A 24,308-nucleotide genomic window follows, 5' to 3' on the forward strand; every position below is an offset into this window, starting at 1 on the left:
CTGTCCGGGGTCGTGGAATGGACGGGCAGGCACCCAAGCTGAGGTGCGGGCTTCAAAGCCCCAGGATGAGCCGGGGTCCTGCCCGTCGCCGCAGATCCAACCTTACCAGATCGGACAACAGAGGACTTACAAGGATGAGGGCGTTCGATGGGCGGGCCGACGTGCGGCTTGGCAGTCACATGTCGTCCACGGTGTGCAACGCGATCGGCACGGCTCTAACGGGATCTCCGTCATTCCTTCACGGCACCCGTGAGCGCGGAGACGTAATACTCCACGAAGAACGAGTAGAGGATCACCAGCGGCAGCGAGCCGAGCAGCGCGCCGGCCATCAGCGAGCCCCACTTGTAGACGTCGCCGTCCACGAACTCGCTCACCACCGCGATGGGCACCGTCTTGTTCTGCGTCGAGGACAGGAAGGTCAGCGCGTAGATGAACTCGTTCCAGCACAACGTCAGGGAGAAGATCCCGGCGGAGATCAAGCCCGGGAAGGCCAGCGGCAGAACGATCTTGGTGAGGATCTGCCAACGGCTCGCGCCGTCCATCAGCGCGCATTCCTCCAGCTCGTAGGGGATGGTCTTGAAGTAGCCCATCAGGAGCCAGGTCGAGAATGGGATCAGGATGGTCGGATAGGCCAGGATCAGGGCGATCGGTGAGTCGAACAGCCCGTAGGCCTGCACGATCGTTGCGAGCGGGATGAACAGGATCGAGGGCGGCACGAGATAGGCCAGGAAGATCGCCGCTCCGACCCAGCTCGCACCCCGGTAGCGGACCCGGACGCAGGCATAGGCGGCGAGCACGCTCGCGAACAGCGACAGCACGGTGGCCGCCACCGACACGTACATCGTGTTCCAGAGCCAGCGGGGATACTGCGTCTCGAACAGCAGCTTGTGGATATGCTTGAACGTCGGCTGCACAACCCAAAACGGGTTGTAGTGCTCCATGTCGATCAGCTGCTCGTCCGGTTTGATGGCGGTGAGCGCCATCCAGTAGAACGGGAACAGCAGCACCACGAGGATGAGCGCGAGCGGCAGGTAGGTGGTCACGAGCCGCCGGGGCAGGCGCTCCAGGTAGGCCATGCCCTCGGAATTGTCGGTGAGGCCGGGGGGCTGCACCGCCATCACGGGCGTGCGCAGCGGGTCGGCCTGGGCGGGCGGTGCGGGGGCGCTCATCGGTCGGATTCCCCGGCCTGCCAGGCCCGGCGCTGCAGGCCGAACCACGAGATGCCGATGGCTGCGAGCAGGAACGGCACCATGGCGGTGGCGATGGCCGCCCCCTCCCCCAGCGTCCCCGAGAGGATGCCGCGCTGGTACGACAGGGTCGCCATCAGGTGGGTGGAATTGACGGGGCCGCCGCGAGTCATCGCCCAGATCAACTGGAAGTCCGTGAAGGTGAACAGCACCGAGAAGGTCATCACCACCGCGATGATCGGCGTCAGCAGCGGCAGGGTGATCCGCCAGAAGATCTGCCAGTTCGAGGCGCCGTCGAGCGTCGCGGCCTCGTACAGCGAGGGCGAGACCGTCTGCAGGCCGGCGAGCAGCGTGATCGCGATGAACGGCACGCCGCGCCAGATATTCGCGAAGATCACGCAGGCCCGCGCCAGATTCGGCTCGCCCAGGAAGTCGATGTTGCCGTCGATGATCCCGAGATGCCGCAGCGACCACGAGATGATCGAGAACTGGCTGTCGAAGATCCACCAGAACGCGATGGCCGACAGCACGGTCGGCACCACGAAGGGGATCAGCACGATCGAGCGGATGATCGCCTTGAACGGCATGTTCTTGTTGAGCAGGAGGGCGAGATACAGGCCCACCGCGAACTTCACCACCGAGGCGACCGCCGTGTACAGGCAGGTGTTGAACACCGAGAGCCAGAACACGTCGTCGTCCCAGAGCCACGCGTAGTTCTCCAGGCCGATGAACACGCCATCCCGGCCGATCCGCGCATTGGTGAAGGACAGCCAGATGCCCTTCAGCAGGGGATAGGCCAGGAACAGGCCGAGGATCAGAGCGGTGGGCAGCATGAACCAGAAGCCCGCCCAGCCGCGGCTGGCCCGCAGGCGCTGCCAGCCTGAGCGGGTTGAAAGCGCGGCCGGGGCGGGCTGCGTCAGGGCCGTGTGCGCCATGCTGTCGCCTCTCGCGCCGGGGGTCAGGTGTTCCGGAAGATGCGCTGGGCGGCACGCTCGGCGCTCTTGATCGCGCCCTTCACGTCCTCGCGTCCGGTGCAATGGCTCGCGAACATGTCGACCACCACGAAATCCGCCAGCACCGCCGCGATGCGCTCGCTCACCGGCGCGAGCCCGCCCGCCGCCAGCGAGCGCCGGCCCGCCTCCGCGAAGACCGCGTTCTTCGGGTCGGCGGTCCAGATCGGGTTCTTGGGGTAGTTCGACAGCGGCTCGCACAGGTAGCCCTGCGCGGCCTCCAGCCAGGGATTGTAGTTCGCGGCCTCCATCATGAAGGCGATGAACGCCTTACAGGCATTGGGCGCCTTCGTGTACTTGAAGGCCAGGATCGGGAAGGCGAGCTGGAACTCGGTCGGCTTGCCCACCGGCCCGATCGGCCAGACCGCGTGATCCATGTCCTCGGCGAGCTTCGGGTTGTCCTTCTTGGCGGCCGCGTAGATCGAGATGCCGTTGTTGGTGAGATACAGGTCGCCCGCCAGGAACGCCTTGTTGTTCGAGGAATCATTCCACGAGACGGTGCCGGGCACGAAGGTCTCGTACAGGGACTTGACGTATTCCAGCGCCTTGGCGGTCTCGGGCGAGTTGATGACGATCTTCTCGTTGGCATCCACGAGGTTGCCGCCATGGGACCAGAGCGCCCAGTGGCACCACGTGTTGCCGTCGCCGGTGGCGTGGCCGAGGGCGAAGCCGGCCGGAGTGTTGTTTTTCTTCAGGCCCCGGCACAGTTCGAGGAAGCCCGCCGTGTCGGTCGGAAACTTGTCGAAGCCGGCCTTGTTCATGGCGGCGACGCGGTAGTTCAGATATCCACCGTTGAACGCCACGGGGATCGCGATCCACTTGCCCTTGACCTTGCCGTAGGCCTCCGCCGAGGGGAACCAGGGTCCGTACTTCTTGGCGAGCGACGCGGCCACGTCCTCCATCGGGACGCACTTGTCCGGGAACAGCGCCGGGAACGAGAACAGGCCCCAGACCAGGTCGGGCCCCTGCCCGGTATTGGCAGCCACCGAGGCCTTCGGCTGGATGTCGTCGTAGGATTCGTTGCTGACCGTGATCTTGACGCCGGTCGCCTGGGTGAAGGCATCGACCAGCTTCAGGAAGGCCTCGTCCTCGCTTGGGACGAACCGCTTCCACCGCAGAAGCGACAGGCTGGCGCCGGGCTCCGGCCTCCACTCGGCGCTCTGCGCCCAGGCTCTGGCGAAGCCGAGGAGGTCGCCGCCGGCGGCGAGCCCGGCCGCGGCGGCGCCGGCGAGGAGGGAGCGGCGATCGAGACCTTGCATGGGTGGCTTCTCCCTGGGTGTCGTTGTCGGCCGACCCTTTCAGCGGGCCGCCGTATGAAGGGCCGGCCGTCGTTCAGTTCGGCAGTCGACGCCCGGTCGCGGCGTCGAACAGATGCACGCGGTTCGGTCGCAGAAACACGGTCTCCCCCGGCCGCTCGGTCACGCGTTCGCGCAGGACGCAGGTGAGATCCTGGCCGACCGCGCGCACCGCCAGCATCGTCTCCGAGCCGGTGGGCTCCACGACTACCACCTCGGCGGCGATCCCGTCCGGGGTGAGGTCGAAATGCTCGGGGCGGATCCCGAGCACGAGGGGCCTTCCCTCGGCCCCCGCCGGCACCTCCGTGAGCGGGATGGTCAGGCCCGCATCGGTGACGAAAACCAGATGGCCGTTCGCCCTGATGTGGCCGGACAGGAAATTCATGGCCGGCGAGCCGATGAAGCCGGCAACGAACAGGTTGTCGGGCCGGTCGTAGAGGTCGAGCGGCGCGCCGATCTGCTCAACGACTCCGTCGTGCATCACGACGATCCGGTCGGCCATGGTCATGGCCTCGATCTGGTCGTGGGTGACGTAGATCGTCGTAGTCTGCAGGCGCTGATGCAGTTCCTTGATCTCGGTGCGCATGGCGACGCGCAGCTTCGCGTCGAGATTCGAGAGCGGCTCATCGAACAGGAACACCTGTGGGTCGCGCACGATCGCCCGCCCCATGGCGACGCGCTGGCGCTGCCCGCCGGAGAGCTGGCGCGGATAGCGGTCGAGCAGGTGGGTCAGTCCCAGGATCTGCGCGGCCCGGTTGACCCGCAGTTCGATCTCGGCGGCCGGCGCCTTCCGGATGCGCATCGAGAACGCCATGTTCTCGCGCACCGTGAGGTGCGGGTAGAGCGCGTAGTTCTGGAACACCATCGCGATGTCCCGCTCCTTGGGCGGCACATCGTTCACGACCCGCTCGCCGATGCGGATCTCTCCGCCGGAGATGTTCTCCAGCCCGGCAATCATTCGCAGGAGCGTCGATTTTCCACAACCCGACGGACCGACGAGGATGACGAATTCCCCATCCCGGATGTCTACCGACACACCGTGAAGGATGTTCGTCGATCCGAAAGCCTTGCGAACCTCGCGGATTCCCACCGAGGCCATGCTTCCTCCTGATCAAGGCCGCTCTGTCGGCGACTCTCTGAATACAGTACACGGGAGCGTGAGCGGGAAAGCAAGGCTTCACCTTCATCATCGCGCAGATTATCCCGCTTCTGTCATTCCGCCCCGGCGGAGCGGGTGACGGGACGGTCGGGGTGAAACGGCGCGCCAGCCTCATCGGTCGTCCGGGGTGCTAAGGCTGCGCCGCCCCGGCCCGGCAGAAGGCCGCGGCCGATCGAGCAGGGAACGAAGCATCATGGCGTTATCCGGTCTCGACGCGTGCGCGATCCTGCCCGCCGACGGGTGCCGCGGCTCGCTCGTCGGCCGGGTCTGGCGCCCTGACGCGGGGGGACCCAGCGTCGTGGCGATCCGCACCGATGCGTCGGGCGAAGGGCGCGTGATCGACGTCACGCCCCGCTTCCCGACGGTGAGCGACCTGTGCGAGCAGCCCGATCCCGCCGCCGCCCTGCGCGGCGCGGCGGGCGAGGATCTCGGCGGCCTCGACGCGATTCTCGCCAACACGCCGCCGGACGCACGCGACCCGAAGCGGCCGTGGCTCCTCGCGCCGGTCGATCTCCAGGCCCTGAAGGCGGCGGGCGTCACCTTCGCCACCTCCATGCTGGAGCGGATCATCGAGGAGCGGGCCCGGGGCGACCTCGCCGCCGCCGCGGCGATCCGCGCCGAGGTCGAGCGCCTGGTCGGCCAAGATCTGCGCCGGCTCAAGCCCGGCTCGGCCGAGGCCATGGTGCTCAAGGAAGTGCTGGTCGGTCAGGGCGCCTGGAGCCAGTATCTCGAAGTCGGCATCGGCCCCGATGCGGAGATCTTCACCAAGGCCCAACCGCTCTCGGCGGTGGGCTGCGGAGCGGATGCCGGCCTCCATCCGGACTCGCACTGGAACAACCCGGAGCCGGAGGTCGCGCTGGCCGTCAGCTCCGATCAGCGCGTGGTCGGCGCGACGCTCGCCAACGACGTGAACCTGCGCGATTTCGAGGGCCGCTCGGCCCTGCTCCTCGGCAAGGCCAAGGATAACAACGCCTCCTGCGCGCTGGGGCCGTTCCTGCGCCTGTTCGACGCGACCTTCGACCTCGACGCGATCCGGCGCACCACCGTGACCCTGGAGGTGACCGGCGTCGACGGCTTCCGCATGGAGGGTGCCTCGCCGCTTGCCGAGATCAGCCGCGATCCCGACGAGCTGGTGGCGGCCCTGATGGGGCAGACGCATCAGTATCCGGACGGCGCGCTGCTGCTCCTCGGCACGATGTTCGCGCCGATCCAGGACCGGCACGGGCCCGGCCTCGGCTTCACCCATGTCGAGAACGACCGGGTCGTGGTGGCGAGCCCGGAACTCGGCAGCCTCGTCAACCGCATGCGCCCGTGCGATGCCTGCGAGCCCTGGATCTTCGGCACCCGCGCGCTGATGCGCAATCTCGCGGCGCGCGGGTTTCTGTGACACAGCGAGCGCCGTGAGCCCCGACCGTTTCCGCCGAGACCTGCCGATGACGAACGCCGCCCTCCTCGACCGCTTGGCCGCGCTCGTCGGGCCGTCCGGCCTCGTAATCGGCGATGAGTTGCGTCAGCGCTCGGCGAACTGGACGCGCCCGACCGAGCCCTGCGCGGCGTTCGCCCTGGTCCGTCCGCGCAGCACCGCCGAGACGAGCGCCGTGATGGCCGCCTGCCACGCGGCCGGCGTCGCGGTGGTGCCCCGTGGCGGCGCCACCGGCCTCGTCGACGGGACCTTGTGTGCGCCCGACGAGATCACCCTCTCGACCGAGCGCATGACCCAGATCGAGCCGGTCGATCCCCTCGGCATGACGGTGGTGGTCGGCACCGGCGCCAGTCTGGAGAGCGTCCAGAACGCGGCGACCGAGAACGGCCTGTTCTTCCCCCTCGACCTCGGCGCCCGCGGCTCGGCGACGGTCGGCGGCGCGATCTCGACCAATGCCGGCGGTCTGAGGGTGCTCCGCTACGGCATGATGCGCGAGATGGTCCTCGGGCTCGAAGCGGTGCTCGCCGACGGCACGATGGTGTCGTCGATGCGCCCGCTGATCAAGAACAACACCGGGCTCGACCTGAAGCAGCTCTTCATCGCCACCGAGGGGACGCTCGGCATCGTCACCCGTGCGGTGCTGCGGCTGCGTCCGGAGCCGGCCGGCTACGCCACCGCACTGATCGCCTGCCCCGGCGTCGACGACGGCGCACGGGTGCTGCGCGCGGCGCAGAGTGCCTTCCAGGGCCGCGTCTCCTCCTTCGAGGGCCTGTGGCCGGACTTCTATCGCGTGATGACCGCCCCCGGTCGGGCCACCGCGCCGCTCGGCCACGACTACCCGTTCTACGCGATCATCGAGATTGAGTGCGTTCCGGACGAATCCGAGCGGTTCCTCGGTCTGCTGGAAGGGCTGATGGGCGAGGGCACGATCCTCGACGCCGCCATCGCCTCGTCCGAGGAACAGCGACGCGGCATGTGGCGCATCCGCGACCGAGTGGAGCACCTCAACGCCGACGGGATCGAGCGCGCCTTCGACGTCAGCGTCCCGCTAGCGAAGATGGACGGGTACGTGCGCGGTGCACTCGACCGCCTCGCCGCGATTCCGGGTTGCCGGGCCGTCGTCTACGGACACATCGGCGACAACAACCTGCACTGGAATACCACCCGCCTCGACGGTGCTGGCAACGCGGCGATCGATGCAGCGCTCTACGAGCCGCTGGCGGCGCTCAACGGCTCGGTCTCGGCCGAGCACGGGATCGGACTTGAGAAGCGGGGCAAGCTGCCTCTGTCGCGCTCGCCCGAGGAAATTGCGGCGATGCGGCTGATCAAGCGTGCGCTCGATCCGGACAACCTGCTGAACCCCGGCAAAATTTTTTGATGATGTGGCAATGACGGTTCGGCTGGCGGTGCGGCTCACGCCCCGCGGTGGGCGCGATGCTGTCGAGGGTTGGGCTCGGGACGAGAAAGGTCAGCCCTACCTTAAGGCCCGCGTCGCTGCCCCACCGGTGGAGGGTGCCGCCAACGCCGCGCTGGCGAAGCTGATCGCCAAGGCGCTGAAGGTGAGCCGGGGGGCAGTGCGGATCGCGGCGGGGGATCAGAGCCGGCTGAAGATCCTGGAGATCGACGGGATCGCGCAGGCGGATCTGGAGAGGGTGTTCGGCAAAATCAAATAAAACCATAAACACGCCTGCGCCTCGTCTGCGGATGTCCGTCGTTCATTGTGTTTTCCGCGCAGAGTCCGGAGTCCGTGCATTCCTTCACAGGTCCACCGCATCAACTCATTTTTCCCGCTCACGGGACGAGTCAGTTCTCAACTCGCAATTTTGGTCCGCGACGAAACTCTTCGAGATTTGCGCTGACCAACATCGAGCCGGGCGCCCGGCATTGAGATGCGATGATGAGATCATTTTGACCCATCGACGTTCCTGCCCATTCGAGGGGTGCTCAGATCTCGCCGTCATGGCGATCGGCCGACGTGCCGAGCGGCAGGATGGTAATCGTTCAGCGCACGGCCTCGGCGCGTTCCGTCAACCGCCTGGAGCCCTTCCGCGCCACTCCGTACCGAACTTCGGCAGCAACGACGATGCTTGTCGCGACCTCGGCTGCACGCTCTACCATAACAGCGGCAACGCGCTCTTTTTAGCCGTGCCTGATCAGATAGGAGAGGATGTTGGTGTCGAGGAAATAAGCGGGGTCGTCACTTAAAGGACAACATCCTCGATGTCGAGTTCCGGGATCTCGTCCAGCGCATCTTCGGGACCGAGCGGCTCCAGCGTGCGCACGCGTTCGATAAGGCGCAGTCTCGGACGGATCAGAAGGCTGCCATCCGCCTGCCGCGCGATCGTCACCTCATCGCTGGGCCGTTCGAACGCCTTGGGAATACGAATGGCCTAGCTCCGGTTGTTCCGGGAAACCCTCGCGACGCGCTCCAAGGCCGCCTCCATCGACATAGGCCAGAACATCTGTCGCAGCTACGGGCGTCGCAAGCTCGGGGGCGGCGCAGCATGCACTCCGCCCAAGCCCCGAACCGTTTTCAAAACGCGACCTTGTCGCCCCCCTTCAGCGCGAGCATCTCCCGCGCCTCGTCGGGCGAGGCCACTGCGAGCCCCAGCCCCTCGATGATCGCGCGCACGCGCCAGACCTGCGCGGCGTTGGTCTCGGCGAGCTTGCCCGGCCCGTCCCAGAGACTGTCCTCCAGCCCGACGCGCACGTTCCCGCCCATCGCAGCCGCCATGGCGGCGATATTCATCTGGTTGCGGCCCGCGCCCAGCACCGACCACCGGTACTGATCGCCGAACAGCCGGTCGGCGGTGCGCTTCATGTGCATCACGTCGTCGGGATGCGCGCCGATGCCGCCCTGAAGCCCGAACACCGTCTGGATGAACAGCGGCGCCTGAACGAGACCCCGGTCGAGAAAGTATTTGAGATTGTAAAGATGCGCGGTGTCGTAGCACTCGAACTCGAACTTCGTGCCGTTCGGCCCGCAGGTCGTCAGAATGTGCTCGATCTGCCCGAACGTGTTGCGGAAGATGATGTCCTTGTTGCCGAGATAGTCCCGCTCCCATTGGTGCTTCAGGTCCTTGAACCGGTCGAGCATGCCGAACAGGCCGAAATTCATCGAACCGAGATTCAACGAGGCGACCTCCGGCTTGAAGGTGGCGGCCGGCCGCACCCGCTCCTCGATCGACATGGTCGGCGCGCCGCCGGTGGTGAGATTCACCACGCAGGAGGAGCGCTGCTTGATCACCGGAAGGAACGGCGCAAAGGCCTCGGGCGACTGATCGGGCTGGCCGGTTTCCGGGTTGCGGGCGTGCAGGTGGACGATCGCCGCCCCGGCCTCGGCGGCGCCGATCGCGGCATCGGCGATTTCTTCCGGCGTGACCGGAAGATATGGTGACATGCTGGGCGTGTGGATCGCGCCCGTCACCGCGCAGGTGATGATGACTTTCCGCTGTGCGGCCATGCTCAATCCCCTCGTGTAGCCTTGTGGGCCCGGAGCGCCGCGAGCCGCGCGTCGCGGCGGCGCATGCGCGCGGGCAGATCGGGTTTGTTGGGCCAATGGGCCAGGATCGCCCCCGTGGCCGGCGCCTCGTAGACCGAGGGCGGCGCTGGATCGGCGGCGAGGCGCTTGTAGAAATCGGTGTAGCGCGCGCAGTAATCGGCGATGCCGCCCGGTGCGTTCAGTTCGATCGTCTCGAACGGCCCCATGAAGCTCCAGCGCAGCCCGAGCCCGTCCGAGACAGTCCTGTCGAGATCCTGCGGCGTCACGTAGCCCTCGGCGGCAAGCCGGAACGCCTCGGCCAGCAGCGCGCCCTGCAACCGATTGAGGATGAAGCCCTCGATCTCCTTCAGCACGGTGATCGGCACCTGACCGATCTGCTCGTAGACCACGCGCGCCCGGGCCAGGGCGGCCGGGGCGGTCCAGGGCGCGCCGGAGATCTCCACGAGCGGGATCAGATGCGGCGGGTTCACCGGATGGCCGATCAGGCAGCGCGCCCGGCCCGGCAGGTCCGCGGTGAACAGCGAACACCGGATCGCCGATGAGGATGAGGCCAGGATGGCCTCGGCCGATGCGCGCGCATCGAGTTCGGCGAACAGCGCCTGCTTGGCGGCCAGCGTCTCCGGGCCGTTCTCCTGCACGAAGCCGACACCGTCCAGACACGCCGCGAGGGTCGAAAACGCCCGGATCCGCAGCCCGGCCGCCTCCGGATCGGGGCAGAGTCCGTTCCCGGCCAGCATGTGCAGTCCTTCGACGCAGAGCGGGATCGCCGCCTCGGCAACGCCGTCGGCGGTATCGAACAGCCGGACATCCCAGCCGGCGCGGGCAAAGATCATCGCCCAGGCCCGGCCGATCAGGCCCACGCCTACGATCGCGACGCTGCCGGTCATGACAGCCCTCCCCGGCACCCATTCACGGCAGCCCACACCTGCCGCCGCTGTGATCACAGATCACTAGCGGGATCGCGCCCATGTCGTCTAGTCTTGAGCCATGGCGTCCCTGGCGGCCCTGGCCGACCTCCCGCAGCTGGAACGACGAACCCTCACCGACACCGCCTACGCGGCGCTGTCGGACCTCCTGGCGTCGGGTCGGCTTGCCCCGGGCGACAGGCTGTCCCTACGCCAGAGCGCGGCGGCCTTCGGGGTCTCGGTGATGCCGGTGCGCGAGGCCGTGAGCCGCCTCGTCGCGGAGGGCGTGCTGGAGGTTGCACCGGCGCGCATCATCCGCGTGCCCATCATGGGCGCAGGGGCGTTCCGGGCGCTCGCCGAGACGCGCATCGCCGTCGAGGGCATCGCGACCGCACGCGCCGCGGAGCGCCGGACGGAGGCGGAACTCGACGCGATCCGCCGGGCCGAGGCGGCGTTCCGAGCTGCCGCGGAATCCCCCGAGCCCGATCGGATCAGGGCTGTCCAGCTCAACCGCGACCTGCACTTCGCGATCTACGATGCCTGCGGGTTGCCCCCGCTCACGCAGATCATCGGCCGCCTGTGGCTGAAAGCCGGGCCGGTCATCAACCTGGATCTGCGCGCCTGTCCGGAGCGGCTGCACCAGGGCATCGCACTCAAGCGCCATGCCGAAGCCTGCGCGGCAATCGCGGCACGCGACGGCTTGGCCGCCTCCGCGGCGATCGCAGCCGACATCCGCGAGGCCGCCGACTTCATCCTGGCCCGCGGCACGTTGCGGGCGGAGCCCGAGGAGGACTGATCATGGATCTCGGATTGGCAGGCTTGCGCGTCCTCGTCACGGCGGGGGCCGCGGGGATCGGGCGCGCGATCGTGGATGCCTTTCTGGAGGAAGGTGCCCGGGTCTTCGCCTGCGACATCGACCAGGAGGCCCTGGACACCCTGGCGGCCACAGTCGGACGCAGCCGCACCGATGTGGCCGATCGGGCCGCGGTGGCGGCGATGATGGAGGCCGCGCTCGATCATCTCGGCGGCCTCGACGTGCTCGTGAACAATGCCGGGATCGCCGGACCGACCGGCCGCGTCGACGAGATCGCCCCGGAGGCCTGGGATCAGTGCATGACCGTCTGCCTGACCAGCCAGTTCAACTGCGCGCGCCTCGCCGTGCCGCACCTCCGGCAGAGCGCCAACGCATCGATCGTCAACCTGTCCTCGGCGGCCGGCAAGTTCGGATTCGCCCTGCGCAGTCCCTACGCGGCGGCGAAATGGGGGGTGATCGGCTTCACCAAATCGCTCGCCATCGAACTCGGCGGTGACGGCATCCGGGTCAACGCGATCCTGCCGGGACTGGTCGCGGGCGACCGCCAGCGCCGGGTGCTCGAAGCGAAGGCGCAGCAGCAGGGCACCAGCTACGCCGAGATGGAGGCTCGGGCCTTCTCGTTCGTGTCGATCAAGGACTACGTCACCGCCCGCCAGCTCGCCGATCAGGTGCTGCTGCTCTGCTCGGAGCGTGGCCGGACCATTTCCGGCCAAGCGATCTCCATCGATGGCGACACGCGGATGCTGTCCTGAACTGTGTTCACCCCGCGCCGGAAGCGCGCAGGGGGATCGGATCGATTTCCGAATGGCTGAATTTTGAATACACTTCCCTCAAGGGGCCTGGGCTGCTGTGGGAGGATGCGGACGTGACGGGAACGAGGCCTCAGACAGCGCCGCGCGCTGCCGCGCGGCTCGATGCCGGCCTGGCGCGCAGGCTGGCCGAGCAACTGCAGGGCGAGGTGCGCGTCGATGCCTTTACGCGCGGCCGCTACAGCACCGACGCGTCGATCTACCAGATCATGCCGGCCGGGGTGGTGCTGCCGCGCTCGGCCGCCGACATCGCCGCGACCTTGCGGGTCGCCGCCGAGCACGGCGCGCCGGTGATTATGCGCGGCGGTGGAACCTCGCAGAACGGCCAGCCGATCGGCGCAGGACTGGTGGTCGACTGCTCGCGCCACTTCAACGGGATCCTGGCCTACGATCCGGAGGCCGGCACGATCACGGTCGAGCCCGGCATGGTGCTGGAGCGTCTCAATACCCGTGTGAAGGCCGATGGCTGGTTCTTCCCCGTGGAGCCGTCCACGGCGACCCGATGCACCGTCGGCGGGATGGCGGGCAACAATTCCTGCGGCGCTCGCTCCCTGCGCTACGGCAAGATGAGCGACAACGTCCTTTCCCTGGACGCGCTGTTGCATGACGGCGAGGCCTTCACGTTCGGCCTGACTGGCAACACGGTCTCCGGCGTCACCGGCTCGGCCCGGGCTGAGATCCTGGCCGAGCAGGCGCGCGCCCTCGCGGACGCGCACCGGGACGAGATCGCGGCCCGCTACCCGAAGGTGCAGCGTCGGGTGGGCGGCTACAATCTGGACGCGCTGATCGAGCCGCGTCCGAACCTCGCGCACCTGTTGGTCGGCTCGGAGGGCACGCTGGCCGCCACCACGGCGGTGACGCTGAAGCTGTCCCGCCTGCCGACGCACAGGGTGATGGGGGTCTGCCATTTCCCGTCGTTCCGGGCCGCGATGGAGACCACGCGGCACATCGTGGCCCTCGACCCGGTGGCGGTGGAGTTGGTCGACAACAACGTCCTCGTGCTGGGCGCCGACATCCCGCTGTTCCGCACGACGCTCGCCGACATCACCCGCGGCAAGCCGAACTGCCTGCTGCTCACGGAATTCGCCGGCGATGACCGCGATGCACTGGATCGCGACCTGAAGCGTCTCGAATCCTGCATGGCCGATCACGGCTATCCGGACGCGGTCGTCGAGGTCGTGGAGCCGGCCCGGCAAAAATCCGTCTGGGAGGTGCGCGAGGCCTGCCTCAACATCATGATGTCGATGAAGGGTGACGCCAAGCCGGTGTCGTTCATCGAGGATTGCGCGGTGCCCCTTGAGCACCTAGCCGACTATACCGATGCGGTCACCGAGGTGTTCACCAAACACGGCACCCGCGGCACGTGGTACGCCCACGCCTCGGTCGGCTGCCTGCACGTTCGCCCGATCCTGGACATGAAGGACGGGGGCGACGTGCGCCGGATGCGCGCGATCGCGGAGGAAACCGCCGAGCTGGTGCGCCGGTACAAGGGTTCGTATTCTGGCGAGCACGGCGACGGGATCTCCCGCTCCGAATACATCGCGCCGCTGTTCGGCCCCGTCCTGACGAGCGCCTTCGAGACCGTGAAGGACGCCTTCGACCCCGACAACCGTCTCAATCCCGGCAAGATCGTCCGCCCGCTCGCGATGGACGACCGGTCGCTGTTCCGGTTCAAGCCGGACTACGCGGTCACGCAGCCGCTGGAGACGGCCCTCGACTGGTCCGACTGGGGCGGCTTCGGAGCCGCGGTCGAGATGTGCAACAACAACGGCACCTGCCGGAAGCTCGTCGGCGGCGCCATGTGTCCGTCCTACCGGGCGACCCGGGAGGAGCAGCACCTGACGCGGGGCCGGGCCAACTCCCTGCGGCTCGCCATGTCCGGGCAGCTCGGGAAGGACGCCTTCACCAGCCCCGAGATGAAGCGGACCCTCGATCTCTGCGTTTCGTGCAAGGCCTGCCGGCGGGAATGCCCGACCGGCGTCGACATGGCCAAGATGAAGATCGAGTTCCTGCACCACTACCATGCCCGGCACGGGCTGCCGCTGCGGGAGCGGCTGATCGCCCTGATGCCGATCTATGCCGGGGCGGCAGCCAGGTTCGCGCCGCTCCTGAACCTGCGGGACCGGCATCCGGCCCTGGCCCGGCTATCCGAGAAAGTCGCCGGGCTCTCGGCGAAGCGCTCCCTGCCACGCTGGCGCCGGCCATGGCGCGAGCAGGGCGAGCCCGCCCATCCGGGCGACGTGAAGGGCGATTTTCGCGACCTCATCCTGTTCGGCGATACGTTCAACCGCGCCTTCGAGCGGGAGAATCTGGAGGCGGCCGAGCGGGTGCTCGCCGCCGCGGGCTATCGCCTGCACCGCGTTCATCCGGACCGCGGGCGGCGTTCCCTGTGCTGCGGACGGACCTGGCTCGCCTCCGGTCAGACCGACCGGGCGCGGCAGGAGGCGCGGCGGACGCTCGACACGCTCCTCCCCTTCGTCCGGGCGGGGGCACGGGTGGTCGGTCTGGAGCCGTCCTGCCTTCTCACCTTCCGGGACGAGTTCTCCGCCCTCCTCCCGGGGTCGGATACCGCCCTGCTCGCCGGACAATCCATGCTGTTCGAGGAGTTGCTCGCTGCCGACCTCGCGGCGGGGCGGATCGCGCTGCCGCTGGCGGATCAGCGCGGCCGCGTGGCCCATCTGCACGGACATTGCCATCAGAAGTCCTTCGGCCTGATGGGATCGGTGGAGACGGTGCTGCGGGCTGTTCCGGGGCTCGATGTGCGGGTGATCGAGTCGAGTTGCTGCGGCATGGCGGGTGCCTTCGGCTACAGGCCGGAATCGATCGAGACCTCCTTCGCCATGGCCGAACTGGCGCTGTTCCCGGCCCTGCGCGCCGCGGCGCCGGGTGATCTCGTCGTCGCCGACGGGACGAGCTGCCGCCATCAGATCCAGGACGGGCTCGGACTGCACGCGGAACATGTGGCATGCGTGCTCGATCGAGCCCTCACGCCTCGACACTGAATTGCCGGACACCTACACAGAGATGACAGGCACGCGGCCCTGCCATGCGTCGGGGGACCATGAACAAGATCGAGTCCGGGATCGGCATCAACCGCCGCTACCTGCATGACGAGGTGGCGGACCGGATTCGCGAATTGATCCGATCCGGTGAGATGGAGCCGAAGGCGCGGATCAACGAGGGTGAGCTGACGGAGCGCTTCGGCATCTCGCGCACGCCGCTTCGGGAAGCGATCAAGATCCTGGCCACGGAAGGTCTGCTCGAACTCCTCCCCAATCGCGGTGCGCGCGTCGCCAGCATTTCCGAAATCGAGCTGGAGGAGATGATGGAGGTGATCGCCGGCCTGGAGGCCACAGCCGGCGATCTGGCTTGCCGCACGATCGGCGACGCGGAGATCGACGCCATCACGACGGACCACGCAGCGATGGTGGCCGCTTGGAAGGCAGGCGACGAGGCCGGCTACTTCGGCCGCAACCGCCGCATCCACGAGGCCATCATGGCGGCCAGCCGCAACACGGTGCTGGCGAACCTCTACGCGAGCCTGTCGGGGCGGATCCAGCGGTCGCGCTACTCCGCCCACCAGACCCCGGACCAATGGGCCCGCGCGGTTGCCGAACACGAGCGCATGATCGAACTCCTGCGCGCCCGCGACGGCGGATCGCTCGCCATCCTCATGCGCGAGCATATTCGGGGAAAGAAGTCGGTCATCGCCGCCCATTACGGACCCGCCGAGGCGGTCTGATCACGACCGGCTCACGGCGGGTCGTGGTCAGGCCGCATTCGGCGCCCGCAGGCCGGCCACGAGATCGGTGAACCTGTCGCCCTGCACGATGACGTGGCTGCGCAGGGCGTCGGCCGCGCCCGTCGCATCACCGGCCAGGATGGCGGCCACGATCGCCTCGTGTTCGGCGAGCGATTGCGGAACGCGCTGGCGCACCCGCAATTGCAGGCGTCGGTACGGCGCCAGCCGGCGGTGCAGCGAGAGGGCCTGCTCCGCCAAGAAGTCGTTGTGGCTCGCTCGATATACCACAGTGTGGAATACGTAATTCTCGGCGTAATAGGCTTCGGCATCCTCCGTCGTCATGGCGGAGCGGCAGCCCGAGAGGGCGGTCCGCAGGGCGGCCGCATCGTCGGACGTGAGGCGCCTGGCCGCGAGCCGGCCGCAGGCGGCCTCGATCTCCGCCATGGTCTCGAACATGGCGAGCAACCGGTGCGGTTCGGGAGCGCTGACGATCGCGCCGCGCCGCGGCTTCGACTGGATGAGGCCGGTGGCGGCGAGTTGCAGCAGCGCTTCCCGGATCGGCGTGCGTGAGACGCCGAACCGCGCCGCGAGCTGATTCTCATCGAGCCGCGATCCGACGGCGAGTTCGCCCGAGACGATCTCCTCCTCGATCGACTGCTTCAGACGTTGCGCGTGGTTCATCCCTCCGATTCCCTATCGTGCGCGCGGATGCTCGCCGAAGCGGTCCCCGACCCCGTGTCGGCCGGCTCGGCGAACGAGCGCGCTTCAGGAGGCGCAGCGTTGTCTCCGGCGACAACGTCGCGATTCAGCATCGCGCCCCAACCAGGCCGCAGCTGAGGTCCGTATCCCGATGTGACCCCGCAGGGCTTGCAGACGACGCCGCTTTCTCGGTCTCCGCAGCGCCAGGATGCCGCCGCATCGATAGGATGGAATGTAAGGCGGCTCTCCCACATCGGTGATTAATCCCGTCGCAGCCCGTATCGGCGAGCGATCCGGAACGAATCTCGGCGTCAACCGATCGCTCTGGACGACTTCGCAATATGCTTCCGGATTGACAAGATATACAAGGCAGTCCTTCATGCATACATAACGATGGCGTGATTGATGCGCCGCACAACAGTCGAGCCGCAATGTTTGCGGTGCGGGAGAGACAGATGACGCCCACTCGTCGCTCGTTGGTTGCAGCCACGCTTGCAGCGCCGGCGCTGCTCAGATTAGGTCTGGGGTCAGCGCAGGCAGCCACGACGCTGAAGCTGTCGCATCAGTTTCCGGGCGGAACCATCGACGAGGGCGATTTCCGCGACCGCATGTGCCGGAAGTTCGCGAAGACGGTCGCCGAGCGCTCGAAGGGCGCGCTCGAAGTGCAGGTCTATCCCGGCTCCTCGCTGATGAAGACCAACGCCCAGTTCGGCGCCATGCGCAAGGGCGCCCTCGACATGTCGCTCTACCCGAGTCCCTACGCGGGCGGCGAGGTGCCCGAGATGAATATCGGGCTGATGCCGGCGCTGGTGACATCCTACGCGCAGGCTGTGGCCTGGAAGAACGCACCGGTGGGTCGCAAGCTGACGGAGATTCTCGATGCCAAGGGCATCATCCTCGTCTCCTGGGTCTGGCAGGCGGGCGGCGTCGCGAGCCGCGAGCGGCCCCTCGTCACTCCGGCCGACGCCAAGGGCATGAAGGTCCGCGGCGGCTCGCGCGAGATGGACATGATGATGAAGGAGGCGGGTGCGGCCACCCTCTCAATCCCGTCGAACGAGTCCTATGCGGCGATGCAGACGGGGGCATGCGACGCCGTGATCACCTCGTCGACCAGCCTGATCTCGTTCCGCCTGGAGGAACTGGCCAAGGCGCTGACCTCGGGCCGGGAGCGCTCCTACTGGTTCATGCTCGAACCGATCATGATGTCCAAGATCGTGTTCACAGGTCTGCCGAAGGACCAGCAGGACCTGATCATGGCGGTGGGTGGCGAGCTCGAAGCCTTCGGGCAAGCGGGCGCCAAGGAAGACGATACCCGCGTCGAAGAGATCTTCTCGAAGGCCGGCGCCAAGGTCTCGCAACTCGATGAGAAGACGCTGGGCGAATGGCGCGAGCTTGCCCGGGGCACGGCCTGGAAGGACTACGCGGCCAAGAACGCGAACTGCGCCGAGTTGCTGAAGCTCGCGGAGCAGGTCGCGTGAGCCACGGCTTCGACGCTGCCACGGCGGCCACGGAGGCCCGGGCTGCCGAGGAGCCGCGGGTGCCCGGCCTCCTGGGTGCCCTCGACCGGGCGATGGGGCTCCTGAACCGGGTGATCCTGGGGCTCGGCGGCCTCTGCCTCGTCGCGGCGTGCCTCGTGCTGACCCACAGCGTCGTCGTCCGCTATCTCCTGAAGGAACCGACCGAGTGGCAGGACGAGATGGCGGTGTTCCTGATCATCGGGGCCACCTTCCTGTCGGCGGCCGGGGTGCAGGCCAAGCGCGGCCACGTGGCGATCGAAGCGCTGACCGGTCTGTTGTCGCCCGCCGTAAACCGGATCCGGCTGTTGCTGGCCGACGTGATCAGCCTCACCTTCTGCCTGTTCTTCGCGTGGAAGAGCTGGTCCCTCGACCACGAGGCCTGGACCGATGGCCAGGTCTCGCAATCGACCTGGGGGCCCCCGCTCTGGATCCCCTACACGCTCATGGCAGCGGGCATGAGCCTGCTGTGCCTGCAATTCGCCCTCCAGATCGCCGAAGCGCTGGCCTACGGCCCCCGCGCGGCTGGCTGGGCGAAGCCGAAGATCGGCCTCGGCGCCGATCTCAATCGCACGCTCGCGCCACAGGGGCCGGATCCGATGGGCCAGACGGTGACCGCCGAGGGCGAGCGATGAGCACCGCCGCGATCGGCTTCCTCTACGCGGGTGCGACCCTCGGGGCGATGCTCTCCGGCATCCCCATCGCGTTCGCTCTGGGCTTCGTGGCCCTGGCCTTCATGGTCGCGTTCATGCCGGGCGCTTCCCTCGATACGGTGGCGCAGAACGTCTACGAGGAGATGGCCTCGATTACTCTGCTGTCGATCCCCCTCTTCATCCTGAAGGGCGCGGCGATCGGCCGGTCCCGGGCGGGCCAGGATCTCTACTCGGCCATGCATGCCTGGATGCACCGTATCCCCGGGGGGCTGGGCATCGCCAACGTCTTCGCCTGCGCGCTGTTCGCCGCCATGGCGGGCTCGAGCCCGGCGACCTGCTCGGCGATCGGCTCGGCCGGCATCCCGGAGATGCGCAAGCGCGGCTACTCGCCGGGCTTCGCGGCCGGGATCATCGCGGCCGGCGGGACGCTCGGCATCCTGCTGCCGCCCTCGATCACCATGATCCTCTACGCGGTCGCCGCCGAGCAATCGCTCGGCCGCCTCTTCCTGGCCGGGATCGGGCCGGGGCTGCTCCTGGTCAGCCTGTTCGCGACCTGGTCGGTAATCCGCTTCCGCTCGGAATACGCGACCGCGAAGACGGCGCTGGAACGCGGCGGCCCGGCGTCGCCGATCCTGGCGGACGAGCAGTACAGCATGGCGCAGCGCTTCTCGACGCTGCCGCGTGTGCTGCCCTTCGTGGTGCTGCTCACCGGCGTGATGGTGGCGCTCTACGGCGGCTACTCCACCCCCTCGGAGACGGCGGGGCTCGGCGGTCTGCTGGCGCTGGCGCTGATCGCGGCGATCTACGGGGTGTGGCGGTTCCGGGATGTCAGCCCGATCCTGACCGCGACGCTGCGTGAGTCGACCATGCTGATGCTGATCATCGGCATGTCGCTGCTCTACGCCTACGTGATGAGCTATCTGCACATCTCGCAATCGGCCGCTGCGGCGATCGTGGCGATGCAGCTCTCGCCCTGGCTGCTGCTGGTGACGATCCTGGCGCTGGTGATCGTGCTGGGCTTCTTCCTGCCGCCGGTCTCGATCATCCTGATGACGGCGCCGATCATCCTGCCGCCGCTCAAGGCCGCGGGGTTCGATCTCGTCTGGTTCGGCGTGGTGATGACCATCACCATGGAGATGGGGCTGATCCACCCGCCGGTGGGCTTGAACATCTTCGTCATCAAGAACATCGCGCCCGATATCCCGCTCTCGGACATCATCTGGGGCACCCTGCCCTTCGTGCTGCTGATGGCGGTGGCGATCCTGATCCTGTGCCTCGTGCCGGGAATCGCGATGTGGCTGCCGGACTGGCTACTGGCGACGACGCGGTAGGGTGAGCGGGGTTGCCGTTCGTGGGGCGGAGGCCTCCGCGCAACCCCTCCCTTTCTGCGGGGAGGGAGAGACGCGGGAAGGCCATCTCCAGAACGTGCTTCCGGTCGCGCTTCGTATGGAGCCGGCGTAGATGAATGCCCGCACCGTCGAGCGCTCCCAGGAGCCGCCATGAGTCTCGCCTCCGTCCGGGCGTTCTTCGCCCAGAACGCGCCCGATATCGCGGTTTTGGAACTGGAGACCCGCACCGCCACCGTGTCGGAGGCCGCCGCGGCTCACGGCGTCCCTCCGGCGCAGATCGCCAAGACGCTCTCGCTCCGCGTCGGCGCTCAAATCGTCCTGTTGGTGACCCGCGGCGATGCCCGCCTCGACAACCGCAAGGCCAAGGCGTCTTTCGGCGGCAAGGTCCGGATGCTCGATCTCGCAGAGGTCGAGGCGGTCACCGGCCATCCGGTCGGCGGCGTCTGCCCCTTCGGCCTGATCGCATCGCTGCCGGTCTATTGCGACGTCTCGCTCAAGGCGTTCGACGTGGTGGTGCCGGCCGCCGGCAGCACGCACAGCGCGGTCCGGATCGCGCCGGAGCGGATGGCCGCGCTGACCGCGGCCACCTGGGTCGATGTCTGCCAGCAGATTGGCTGAACCTCAGCGCCCGGACCAATTCGGCGGGCGCTTGCCGAGGAACGCCTCCATGCCTTCGCGGAAATCCTGGCTCATGTAGCAAAGGAGGATCAGGTCGTCGCCCGGATGGGCCGCGCCCTCTTCCGGCGCGTCCTCCTCGGCGAGGCGGCGCAGGCCCTCCTTGGTCGCCTGCATGGTCAGGGGCGCGTGGCCGGCCAGCAGTTGCGCGAGCGTGTCGACCCGCTCGGTGAGCGCCGTGCGATCCTCCACCATTTCGCCGATGAGACCGATCGCCAGAGCCTCCTCGGCTCCGACCAGGCGCGCGGTGAAGATGATGTCCTTGACGCGGGCGGGACCGATCAGCCCGGAGAGGCGCTTGAGGTTACCCTGGCTCAGGCAGTTGCCGAGCGTCCTGGCGATCGGGAAACCGAACCGGGAATCCCGGGCGGCGATGCGCAGGTCGCAGGCCGCCGCGATGGCGGCGCCCCCGCCCGTGCACGCCCCCGCGATCGCCGCGATGGTCGGCACGCGCAGCCGTTCCAGCGTCCCGAGCACCCGGTCCATGAACCGCTCATAGCCCAGCGCATCCTCGGCGGTCTCGAACTCGCGGAACTGCGCGATGTCGGTGCCGGCCGCGAATGCCTTCTCGCCGGCGCCCGTGATGATCAGCGCCTTCGCGGCCGGGTTCCCGGCGATCGCCTCGCAGCAGGTGATCAAGCCCTGGTACATCGCGAAGGTCAGCGCGTTGCGGGCCTGGGGGCGGTTGAGCACGATCCGGGCGATGCCGCCCTCGTCGATACTGAACAGCAGTTCGTCGGTGGCGGATGTGGCCTTCATCGGATGCGTCTCCTGGCGTCGCGTCAGGCCACGGTCTCGCGGACGACGCCCCGCGCGATCAGGCCATCGATCTCGGCCGTCGTGTAGCCGGCCTCGGCCAGGATCGCCCGGGAATGCTCGCCGAGCAACGGGGCCGGCCCGTGGACGCGGCCGGGCGTCTCCGAGAACTTCACCGGCAGGCCGAGCGTCTTCATCCGCCCGACCCGCGGGTGATCGACCTCGACCACCATCTCGCGGGCCAGCGTCTGCGGATCGCGGTGCATCGCGTTGACGTCGAGCACGGGACCGGCCGGGACCCCGCCGGCCTCGAGCCGCGTCAGCCACTCCGCGGAGCCGTGCGCCCGGAAGATCGGCGCGAGCGTCGCGGCGAGTTCCTGGCGGTTCTCCATCCGGTCGCGGTTGAGCGCGAAGCGCGGATCCTCGGCCAGGGCGTCGGCGCCGATCGCCTTGAGCAGCCGCAGCCAGTTCGTCTGGTTGGCCGCCCCGATGGTGATCCACCCGTCGGCGGTCTCGAACGCCTCGTAGGGGGCGTTCAGCGGATGGGCCGAGCCCATCGGGCCCGGCGCGATCCCGGTCGCCATGGCGATAGCCGATTGCCAGTAGGTGTGGGTGATGCCGGCCTCGAACAGCGAGGTGTCGACCACCTGCCCTTTGCCCGTGCGGAGCCGGTTGGCATAGGCCGCCAGCACGCCCATGGCGGCGAGGATGCCCGCGGTGATGTCGGTGACCGGCGGCCCGCATTTCATCGGCGGTCGGCCCGGGCCCTCGCCCGTCACCGACATCAGACCGCTCATGCCCTGGGCCACGAGATCGAAACCGGCGCGGTCGGCGTAGGGGCCGGTGCGGCCGAAGCCGGAGAGCGAGCAATAGACCAGCTCGGGAAATTCCTGCCGCAGGGTCTCGTAGCCGATCCCGAGGCGCTCCATCGTGCCGCCGCGGTAGTTCTCGATCAGCGCGTCGGCACCCTTCAGCAGGCGGCGCAGGACGGCGATGCCGTCCGGGTCCTTCAGGTCGAGGCTGATGCCGCGCTTGCCGCGGTTCATCATCATGTAGGCGGCGCTCTCGCCGTCGAGCGCCGGGGGGACGGTGCGGCGGGTGTCGTCGCCGTCCATCTTCTCGACCTTGATCACCTCCGCGCCCATGTCGGCGAGCATCAGCCCACAGACCGGGCCGGCCATGATGTGCGCGAGCTCGATCACCCGCATCCCGGCGAGCGGGCCGGATCGCCCCGATGGCTCCGTCATCGTGAGACTACTCCCCCGCCGGCACCGTCGCCGCGGATCCGAGCGGCCGATCGGCCGGCTCGACGAACTCCCGCTCGGGGTGCATCGTGAAGGCGAGGCCGGCGCCGAGCAGGCACAGGCCGATGGAGCCGACGAACGGCAGGGTCCAGCTCCCCGTCAGATCGACGATGACGCCGAACACGATGGGCGAGACGATCGCCGCGACCGCCGAGCCGGTGTTCATCAAGCCGCTGGCGGTACCGGCATATTTCGGGGCGATGTCCATCGGCACCGACCAGATCGGCCCGATCACCAGTTCGGCGAAGAAGAAGCCGGAGGAGAGGAGCAGCGCCACCAGCGTCAGGTCGCGGGTCATGAACACGCCCGCGAGGCTCGCCGCCGCGCCGAGGAAGCCGACCACGATCACCGAGAGTCGGGCGAGCTTCACCTTGCCGGTGCGGTGCAGGATGAAGTCGCTCATCATCCCGCCGACCGTGTCGCCGATGACGCCCGCGAAGAACACGCCTGAGGCGAACAGTGCCGAATTCTTCAGGTCGAGGTTGTAATTCTCCTTGAAGAAGCTCGGCAGCCAGCCGAGGAACAGCCACAGGGTCCAGCCGTAGCAGAAATACGTGACCGTCACTGGCAGCATCCGGCGGGTCAAGGCGCCCCACGGCACGGACTGCTTCGCACCGACCTTGCGCGGCGGGGGCAGCGTGTCGAGTTCGGCCTGGGTGATCCCCGGATGGTCGGAGGGGTCGTCGCGGAAATAGGTGTACCAGATCACCACCCAGATGAAGCTGAACGCGCCCAGGATCACGAAGCTGGTGCGCCAGCCGAAATGCCAGATCAGGAACGCGACGATCGGCGGGGCCACGGCGTTGCCCAGCCGGCTGAACGCGTGGGTGATGCCCTGCGCGAAGCCGCGCTTTCCCGGCGCCGTCCAGTTCTGCATGGCGCGGGTGGCGGTCGGGAACGTCGCGCCCTCGCCGAAGCCGAGCAGCACGCGCGCGAGGAACAGGCTGACGATCCCGCCGACCGTGCCGGTCAGGATCGTCGCGGCCGCCCAGATCACGCCGCAGGCCAGCAGGGTGCGCCGGGCGCCGAACTTGTCGCCCACGGAGCCGCCGATCACCTGGAAGATCGCATAAGGGTAGGCGAAGGCCGAGAGGATCAGTCCGAAATCGGTCTTCGACATGCCGAAATCGCGCATGATCTCGGCGCCGGCCGTCGCGATGTTCACCCGGTCCAGATAGGTGATGAAATACATCACGCAGAGCAGGCCGAGCACGCCGTTCGTGGCGCTGAAGCGCTTCGACATCGACCGTTCCTCCCATCGGAGCGCCGCTTCTCACGGCCGCACGGCGCCTCAACCAGCGGCTGGGCGCTCTCTCGTAATGCATTATTCAAACGCTTCGAGAGCCGAATGGCAACCCGCGAAGAGCGCCTTATTCCGGAAACGTGGCTGACGGCTTGAACGAACGCGGGGGCCGCCAGGGCCCCCGTTCCAGTCCGGTCGATCGTGGTGGCCGGCTGAGAGCCGCTCCCGATCGCGTTGCAATCGGGAACCGCCCTGAGCTCTTGGTTTGA

General features: G+C 68.0%; 23 protein-coding genes. 12 read left to right on the forward strand and 11 right to left on the reverse strand.

Annotation, left to right across the window (positions count from 1 at the left end; translation table 11 throughout):
- Positions 1–230 precede the first annotated feature (230 nt).
- The 4 genes from MKK75_RS23200 to MKK75_RS23215 all read right to left on the reverse strand — a co-directional run bounded on the left by MKK75_RS23200 (position 231) and on the right by MKK75_RS23215 (position 4,591).
- Entirely contained in the window at positions 231–1,118 is an 888-nt protein-coding gene (locus MKK75_RS23200; protein ID WP_244044983.1) for a carbohydrate ABC transporter permease, read from the reverse strand.
- Between the two features lie 47 nt (positions 1,119–1,165).
- Positions 1,166–2,122, reverse strand: a complete 957-nt coding sequence (locus MKK75_RS23205; protein WP_244044874.1) for a carbohydrate ABC transporter permease — start codon at positions 2,120–2,122, stop codon at positions 1,166–1,168.
- A gap of 23 nt (positions 2,123–2,145) precedes the next feature.
- Complete coding sequence (locus MKK75_RS23210) at positions 2,146–3,456, reverse strand: ABC transporter substrate-binding protein (RefSeq protein WP_244044875.1); 1,311 nt, start codon at positions 3,454–3,456, stop codon at positions 2,146–2,148.
- A gap of 73 nt (positions 3,457–3,529) precedes the next feature.
- Positions 3,530–4,591: an ABC transporter ATP-binding protein gene (locus MKK75_RS23215; protein ID WP_244044876.1), complete on the reverse strand. Its 1,062-nt coding sequence runs from the start codon at positions 4,589–4,591 to the stop codon at positions 3,530–3,532.
- Positions 4,592–4,844: 253 nt separating this feature from the next.
- Here MKK75_RS23215 and MKK75_RS23220 point away from each other — a divergent pair, with 253 nt between their 5' ends.
- From MKK75_RS23220 to MKK75_RS23235, 4 genes are all read left to right on the forward strand, one after another.
- Positions 4,845–6,038: a fumarylacetoacetate hydrolase family protein gene (locus MKK75_RS23220; RefSeq protein ID WP_244044877.1), complete on the forward strand. Its 1,194-nt coding sequence runs from the start codon at positions 4,845–4,847 to the stop codon at positions 6,036–6,038.
- A 46-nt stretch (positions 6,039–6,084) separates the two neighbouring features.
- Positions 6,085–7,452 (forward strand): FAD-binding oxidoreductase, encoded by a 1,368-nt coding sequence (locus tag MKK75_RS23225; RefSeq protein ID WP_244044878.1) that lies wholly within the window; start codon positions 6,085–6,087, stop codon positions 7,450–7,452.
- Positions 7,453–7,462: 10 nt separating this feature from the next.
- Positions 7,463–7,747 carry a DUF167 family protein gene (locus tag MKK75_RS23230; RefSeq protein ID WP_244044879.1) on the forward strand — a complete coding sequence of 95 codons (285 nt, stop codon included), beginning with the start codon at positions 7,463–7,465 and terminating at the stop codon, positions 7,745–7,747.
- A 286-nt stretch (positions 7,748–8,033) separates the two neighbouring features.
- Positions 8,034–8,279, forward strand: a complete 246-nt coding sequence (locus MKK75_RS23235) for a hypothetical protein (RefSeq protein ID WP_244044880.1) — start codon at positions 8,034–8,036, stop codon at positions 8,277–8,279.
- Here MKK75_RS23235 and MKK75_RS23240 read toward each other — a convergent pair.
- The 3 genes from MKK75_RS23240 to MKK75_RS23250 form a co-directional block, all read right to left on the reverse strand.
- Entirely contained in the window at positions 8,276–8,422 is a 147-nt protein-coding gene (locus MKK75_RS23240; RefSeq protein ID WP_244044881.1) for a hypothetical protein, read from the reverse strand. The two genes, MKK75_RS23235 and MKK75_RS23240, sit on opposite strands and share 4 nt — an antisense overlap.
- Positions 8,423–8,607: 185 nt before the next feature.
- Positions 8,608–9,537 carry a 3-keto-5-aminohexanoate cleavage protein gene (locus MKK75_RS23245; protein WP_244044882.1) on the reverse strand — a complete coding sequence of 310 codons (930 nt, stop codon included), beginning with the start codon at positions 9,535–9,537 and terminating at the stop codon, positions 8,608–8,610.
- Positions 9,538–9,539: 2 nt separating this feature from the next.
- Complete coding sequence (locus tag MKK75_RS23250; RefSeq protein WP_244044883.1) at positions 9,540–10,463, reverse strand: 3-hydroxyacyl-CoA dehydrogenase; 924 nt, start codon at positions 10,461–10,463, stop codon at positions 9,540–9,542.
- Between the two features lie 100 nt (positions 10,464–10,563).
- Between MKK75_RS23250 and MKK75_RS23255 the strand changes: the two genes are divergently transcribed.
- From MKK75_RS23255 to MKK75_RS23270, 4 genes are all read left to right on the forward strand, one after another.
- On the forward strand, positions 10,564–11,277 hold the full coding sequence (locus MKK75_RS23255; RefSeq protein WP_244044884.1) for a GntR family transcriptional regulator: 714 nt from the start codon (positions 10,564–10,566) through the stop codon (positions 11,275–11,277).
- Positions 11,278–11,279: 2 nt separating this feature from the next.
- Entirely contained in the window at positions 11,280–12,047 is a 768-nt protein-coding gene (locus tag MKK75_RS23260) for an SDR family oxidoreductase (protein ID WP_244044885.1), read from the forward strand.
- Positions 12,048–12,160: 113 nt separating this feature from the next.
- Entirely contained in the window at positions 12,161–15,106 is a 2,946-nt protein-coding gene (locus tag MKK75_RS23265) for an FAD-binding and (Fe-S)-binding domain-containing protein (protein WP_244044886.1), read from the forward strand.
- Positions 15,107–15,165: 59 nt separating this feature from the next.
- Positions 15,166–15,846 (forward strand): GntR family transcriptional regulator, encoded by a 681-nt coding sequence (locus MKK75_RS23270; protein WP_244044887.1) that lies wholly within the window; start codon positions 15,166–15,168, stop codon positions 15,844–15,846.
- Positions 15,847–15,873: 27 nt separating this feature from the next.
- Here the strand turns inward: MKK75_RS23270 and MKK75_RS23275 are convergent, their stop codons facing one another.
- Positions 15,874–16,527 carry a GntR family transcriptional regulator gene (locus MKK75_RS23275; protein ID WP_244044888.1) on the reverse strand — a complete coding sequence of 218 codons (654 nt, stop codon included), beginning with the start codon at positions 16,525–16,527 and terminating at the stop codon, positions 15,874–15,876.
- Between the two features lie 473 nt (positions 16,528–17,000).
- Here MKK75_RS23275 and dctP point away from each other — a divergent pair, with 473 nt between their 5' ends.
- The 4 genes from dctP to MKK75_RS23295 all read left to right on the forward strand — a co-directional run bounded on the left by dctP (position 17,001) and on the right by MKK75_RS23295 (position 20,679).
- A complete protein-coding gene (gene dctP / locus MKK75_RS23280) occupies positions 17,001–18,023 on the forward strand; it encodes a TRAP transporter substrate-binding protein DctP (protein ID WP_244044889.1) in 1,023 nt (340 codons plus the stop codon).
- On the forward strand, positions 18,020–18,694 hold the full coding sequence (locus MKK75_RS23285; RefSeq protein ID WP_244044890.1) for a TRAP transporter small permease: 675 nt from the start codon (positions 18,020–18,022) through the stop codon (positions 18,692–18,694). The genes dctP and MKK75_RS23285 overlap by 4 nt, the downstream gene beginning before the upstream one ends.
- Complete coding sequence (locus MKK75_RS23290) at positions 18,691–20,043, forward strand: TRAP transporter large permease (protein ID WP_244044891.1); 1,353 nt, start codon at positions 18,691–18,693, stop codon at positions 20,041–20,043. Before MKK75_RS23285 ends, MKK75_RS23290 begins: the two co-directional genes overlap by 4 nt.
- Before the next feature lie 168 nt (positions 20,044–20,211).
- A complete protein-coding gene (locus tag MKK75_RS23295) occupies positions 20,212–20,679 on the forward strand; it encodes a YbaK/EbsC family protein (RefSeq protein ID WP_244044892.1) in 468 nt (155 codons plus the stop codon).
- 3 nt (positions 20,680–20,682) lie between these two features.
- Here the strand turns inward: MKK75_RS23295 and MKK75_RS23300 are convergent, their stop codons facing one another.
- Genes MKK75_RS23300 through MKK75_RS23310 form a run of 3 tightly spaced genes read right to left on the reverse strand, consistent with a single transcriptional unit; the run spans position 20,683 to position 24,039 of the window.
- Positions 20,683–21,495 carry an enoyl-CoA hydratase/isomerase family protein gene (locus MKK75_RS23300; protein WP_244044893.1) on the reverse strand — a complete coding sequence of 271 codons (813 nt, stop codon included), beginning with the start codon at positions 21,493–21,495 and terminating at the stop codon, positions 20,683–20,685.
- A 23-nt stretch (positions 21,496–21,518) separates the two neighbouring features.
- Positions 21,519–22,739: a CaiB/BaiF CoA transferase family protein gene (locus MKK75_RS23305; RefSeq protein ID WP_244044894.1), complete on the reverse strand. Its 1,221-nt coding sequence runs from the start codon at positions 22,737–22,739 to the stop codon at positions 21,519–21,521.
- 7 nt (positions 22,740–22,746) lie between these two features.
- Positions 22,747–24,039 (reverse strand): MFS transporter, encoded by a 1,293-nt coding sequence (locus tag MKK75_RS23310; protein ID WP_244044895.1) that lies wholly within the window; start codon positions 24,037–24,039, stop codon positions 22,747–22,749.
- Positions 24,040–24,308: the final 269 nt, after the last annotated feature.

The sequence above is a fragment of the Methylobacterium sp. J-030 genome, from assembly GCF_022829545.1.
In the GTDB taxonomy this organism is placed as follows: Bacteria; Pseudomonadota; Alphaproteobacteria; order Rhizobiales; family Beijerinckiaceae; genus Methylobacterium.

Excerpts from the sequence above, each read along its gene's own strand:
- MKK75_RS23215 (WP_244044876.1), bottom strand. The coding sequence starts at position 4,591 with ATGGCCTCGGTGGGAATCCGCGAGGTTCGCAAGGCTTTCGGATCGACG.
- MKK75_RS23210 (WP_244044875.1), bottom strand. The coding sequence starts at position 3,456 with ATGCAAGGTCTCGATCGCCGCTCCCTCCTCGCCGGCGCCGCCGCGGCC.
- MKK75_RS23225 (WP_244044878.1), top strand. The coding sequence starts at position 6,085 with ATGACGAACGCCGCCCTCCTCGACCGCTTGGCCGCGCTCGTCGGGCCG.
- MKK75_RS23200 (WP_244044983.1), bottom strand. The coding sequence starts at position 1,118 with ATGGCGGTGCAGCCCCCCGGCCTCACCGACAATTCCGAGGGCATGGCC.
- MKK75_RS23205 (WP_244044874.1), bottom strand. The coding sequence starts at position 2,122 with ATGGCGCACACGGCCCTGACGCAGCCCGCCCCGGCCGCGCTTTCAACC.
- MKK75_RS23275 (WP_244044888.1), bottom strand. The coding sequence starts at position 16,527 with ATGAACCACGCGCAACGTCTGAAGCAGTCGATCGAGGAGGAGATCGTC.
- MKK75_RS23255 (WP_244044884.1), top strand. The coding sequence starts at position 10,564 with ATGGCGTCCCTGGCGGCCCTGGCCGACCTCCCGCAGCTGGAACGACGA.
- MKK75_RS23250 (WP_244044883.1), bottom strand. The coding sequence starts at position 10,463 with ATGACCGGCAGCGTCGCGATCGTAGGCGTGGGCCTGATCGGCCGGGCC.
- MKK75_RS23230 (WP_244044879.1), top strand. The coding sequence starts at position 7,463 with ATGACGGTTCGGCTGGCGGTGCGGCTCACGCCCCGCGGTGGGCGCGAT.
- MKK75_RS23220 (WP_244044877.1), top strand. The coding sequence starts at position 4,845 with ATGGCGTTATCCGGTCTCGACGCGTGCGCGATCCTGCCCGCCGACGGG.
- MKK75_RS23245 (WP_244044882.1), bottom strand. The coding sequence starts at position 9,537 with ATGGCCGCACAGCGGAAAGTCATCATCACCTGCGCGGTGACGGGCGCG.
- MKK75_RS23290 (WP_244044891.1), top strand. The coding sequence starts at position 18,691 with ATGAGCACCGCCGCGATCGGCTTCCTCTACGCGGGTGCGACCCTCGGG.
- MKK75_RS23310 (WP_244044895.1), bottom strand. The coding sequence starts at position 24,039 with ATGTCGAAGCGCTTCAGCGCCACGAACGGCGTGCTCGGCCTGCTCTGC.
- MKK75_RS23300 (WP_244044893.1), bottom strand. The coding sequence starts at position 21,495 with ATGAAGGCCACATCCGCCACCGACGAACTGCTGTTCAGTATCGACGAG.
- MKK75_RS23260 (WP_244044885.1), top strand. The coding sequence starts at position 11,280 with ATGGATCTCGGATTGGCAGGCTTGCGCGTCCTCGTCACGGCGGGGGCC.
- MKK75_RS23295 (WP_244044892.1), top strand. The coding sequence starts at position 20,212 with ATGAGTCTCGCCTCCGTCCGGGCGTTCTTCGCCCAGAACGCGCCCGAT.
- MKK75_RS23305 (WP_244044894.1), bottom strand. The coding sequence starts at position 22,739 with ATGACGGAGCCATCGGGGCGATCCGGCCCGCTCGCCGGGATGCGGGTG.
- dctP (WP_244044889.1), top strand. The coding sequence starts at position 17,001 with ATGACGCCCACTCGTCGCTCGTTGGTTGCAGCCACGCTTGCAGCGCCG.
- MKK75_RS23270 (WP_244044887.1), top strand. The coding sequence starts at position 15,166 with ATGAACAAGATCGAGTCCGGGATCGGCATCAACCGCCGCTACCTGCAT.
- MKK75_RS23235 (WP_244044880.1), top strand. The coding sequence starts at position 8,034 with ATGGCGATCGGCCGACGTGCCGAGCGGCAGGATGGTAATCGTTCAGCG.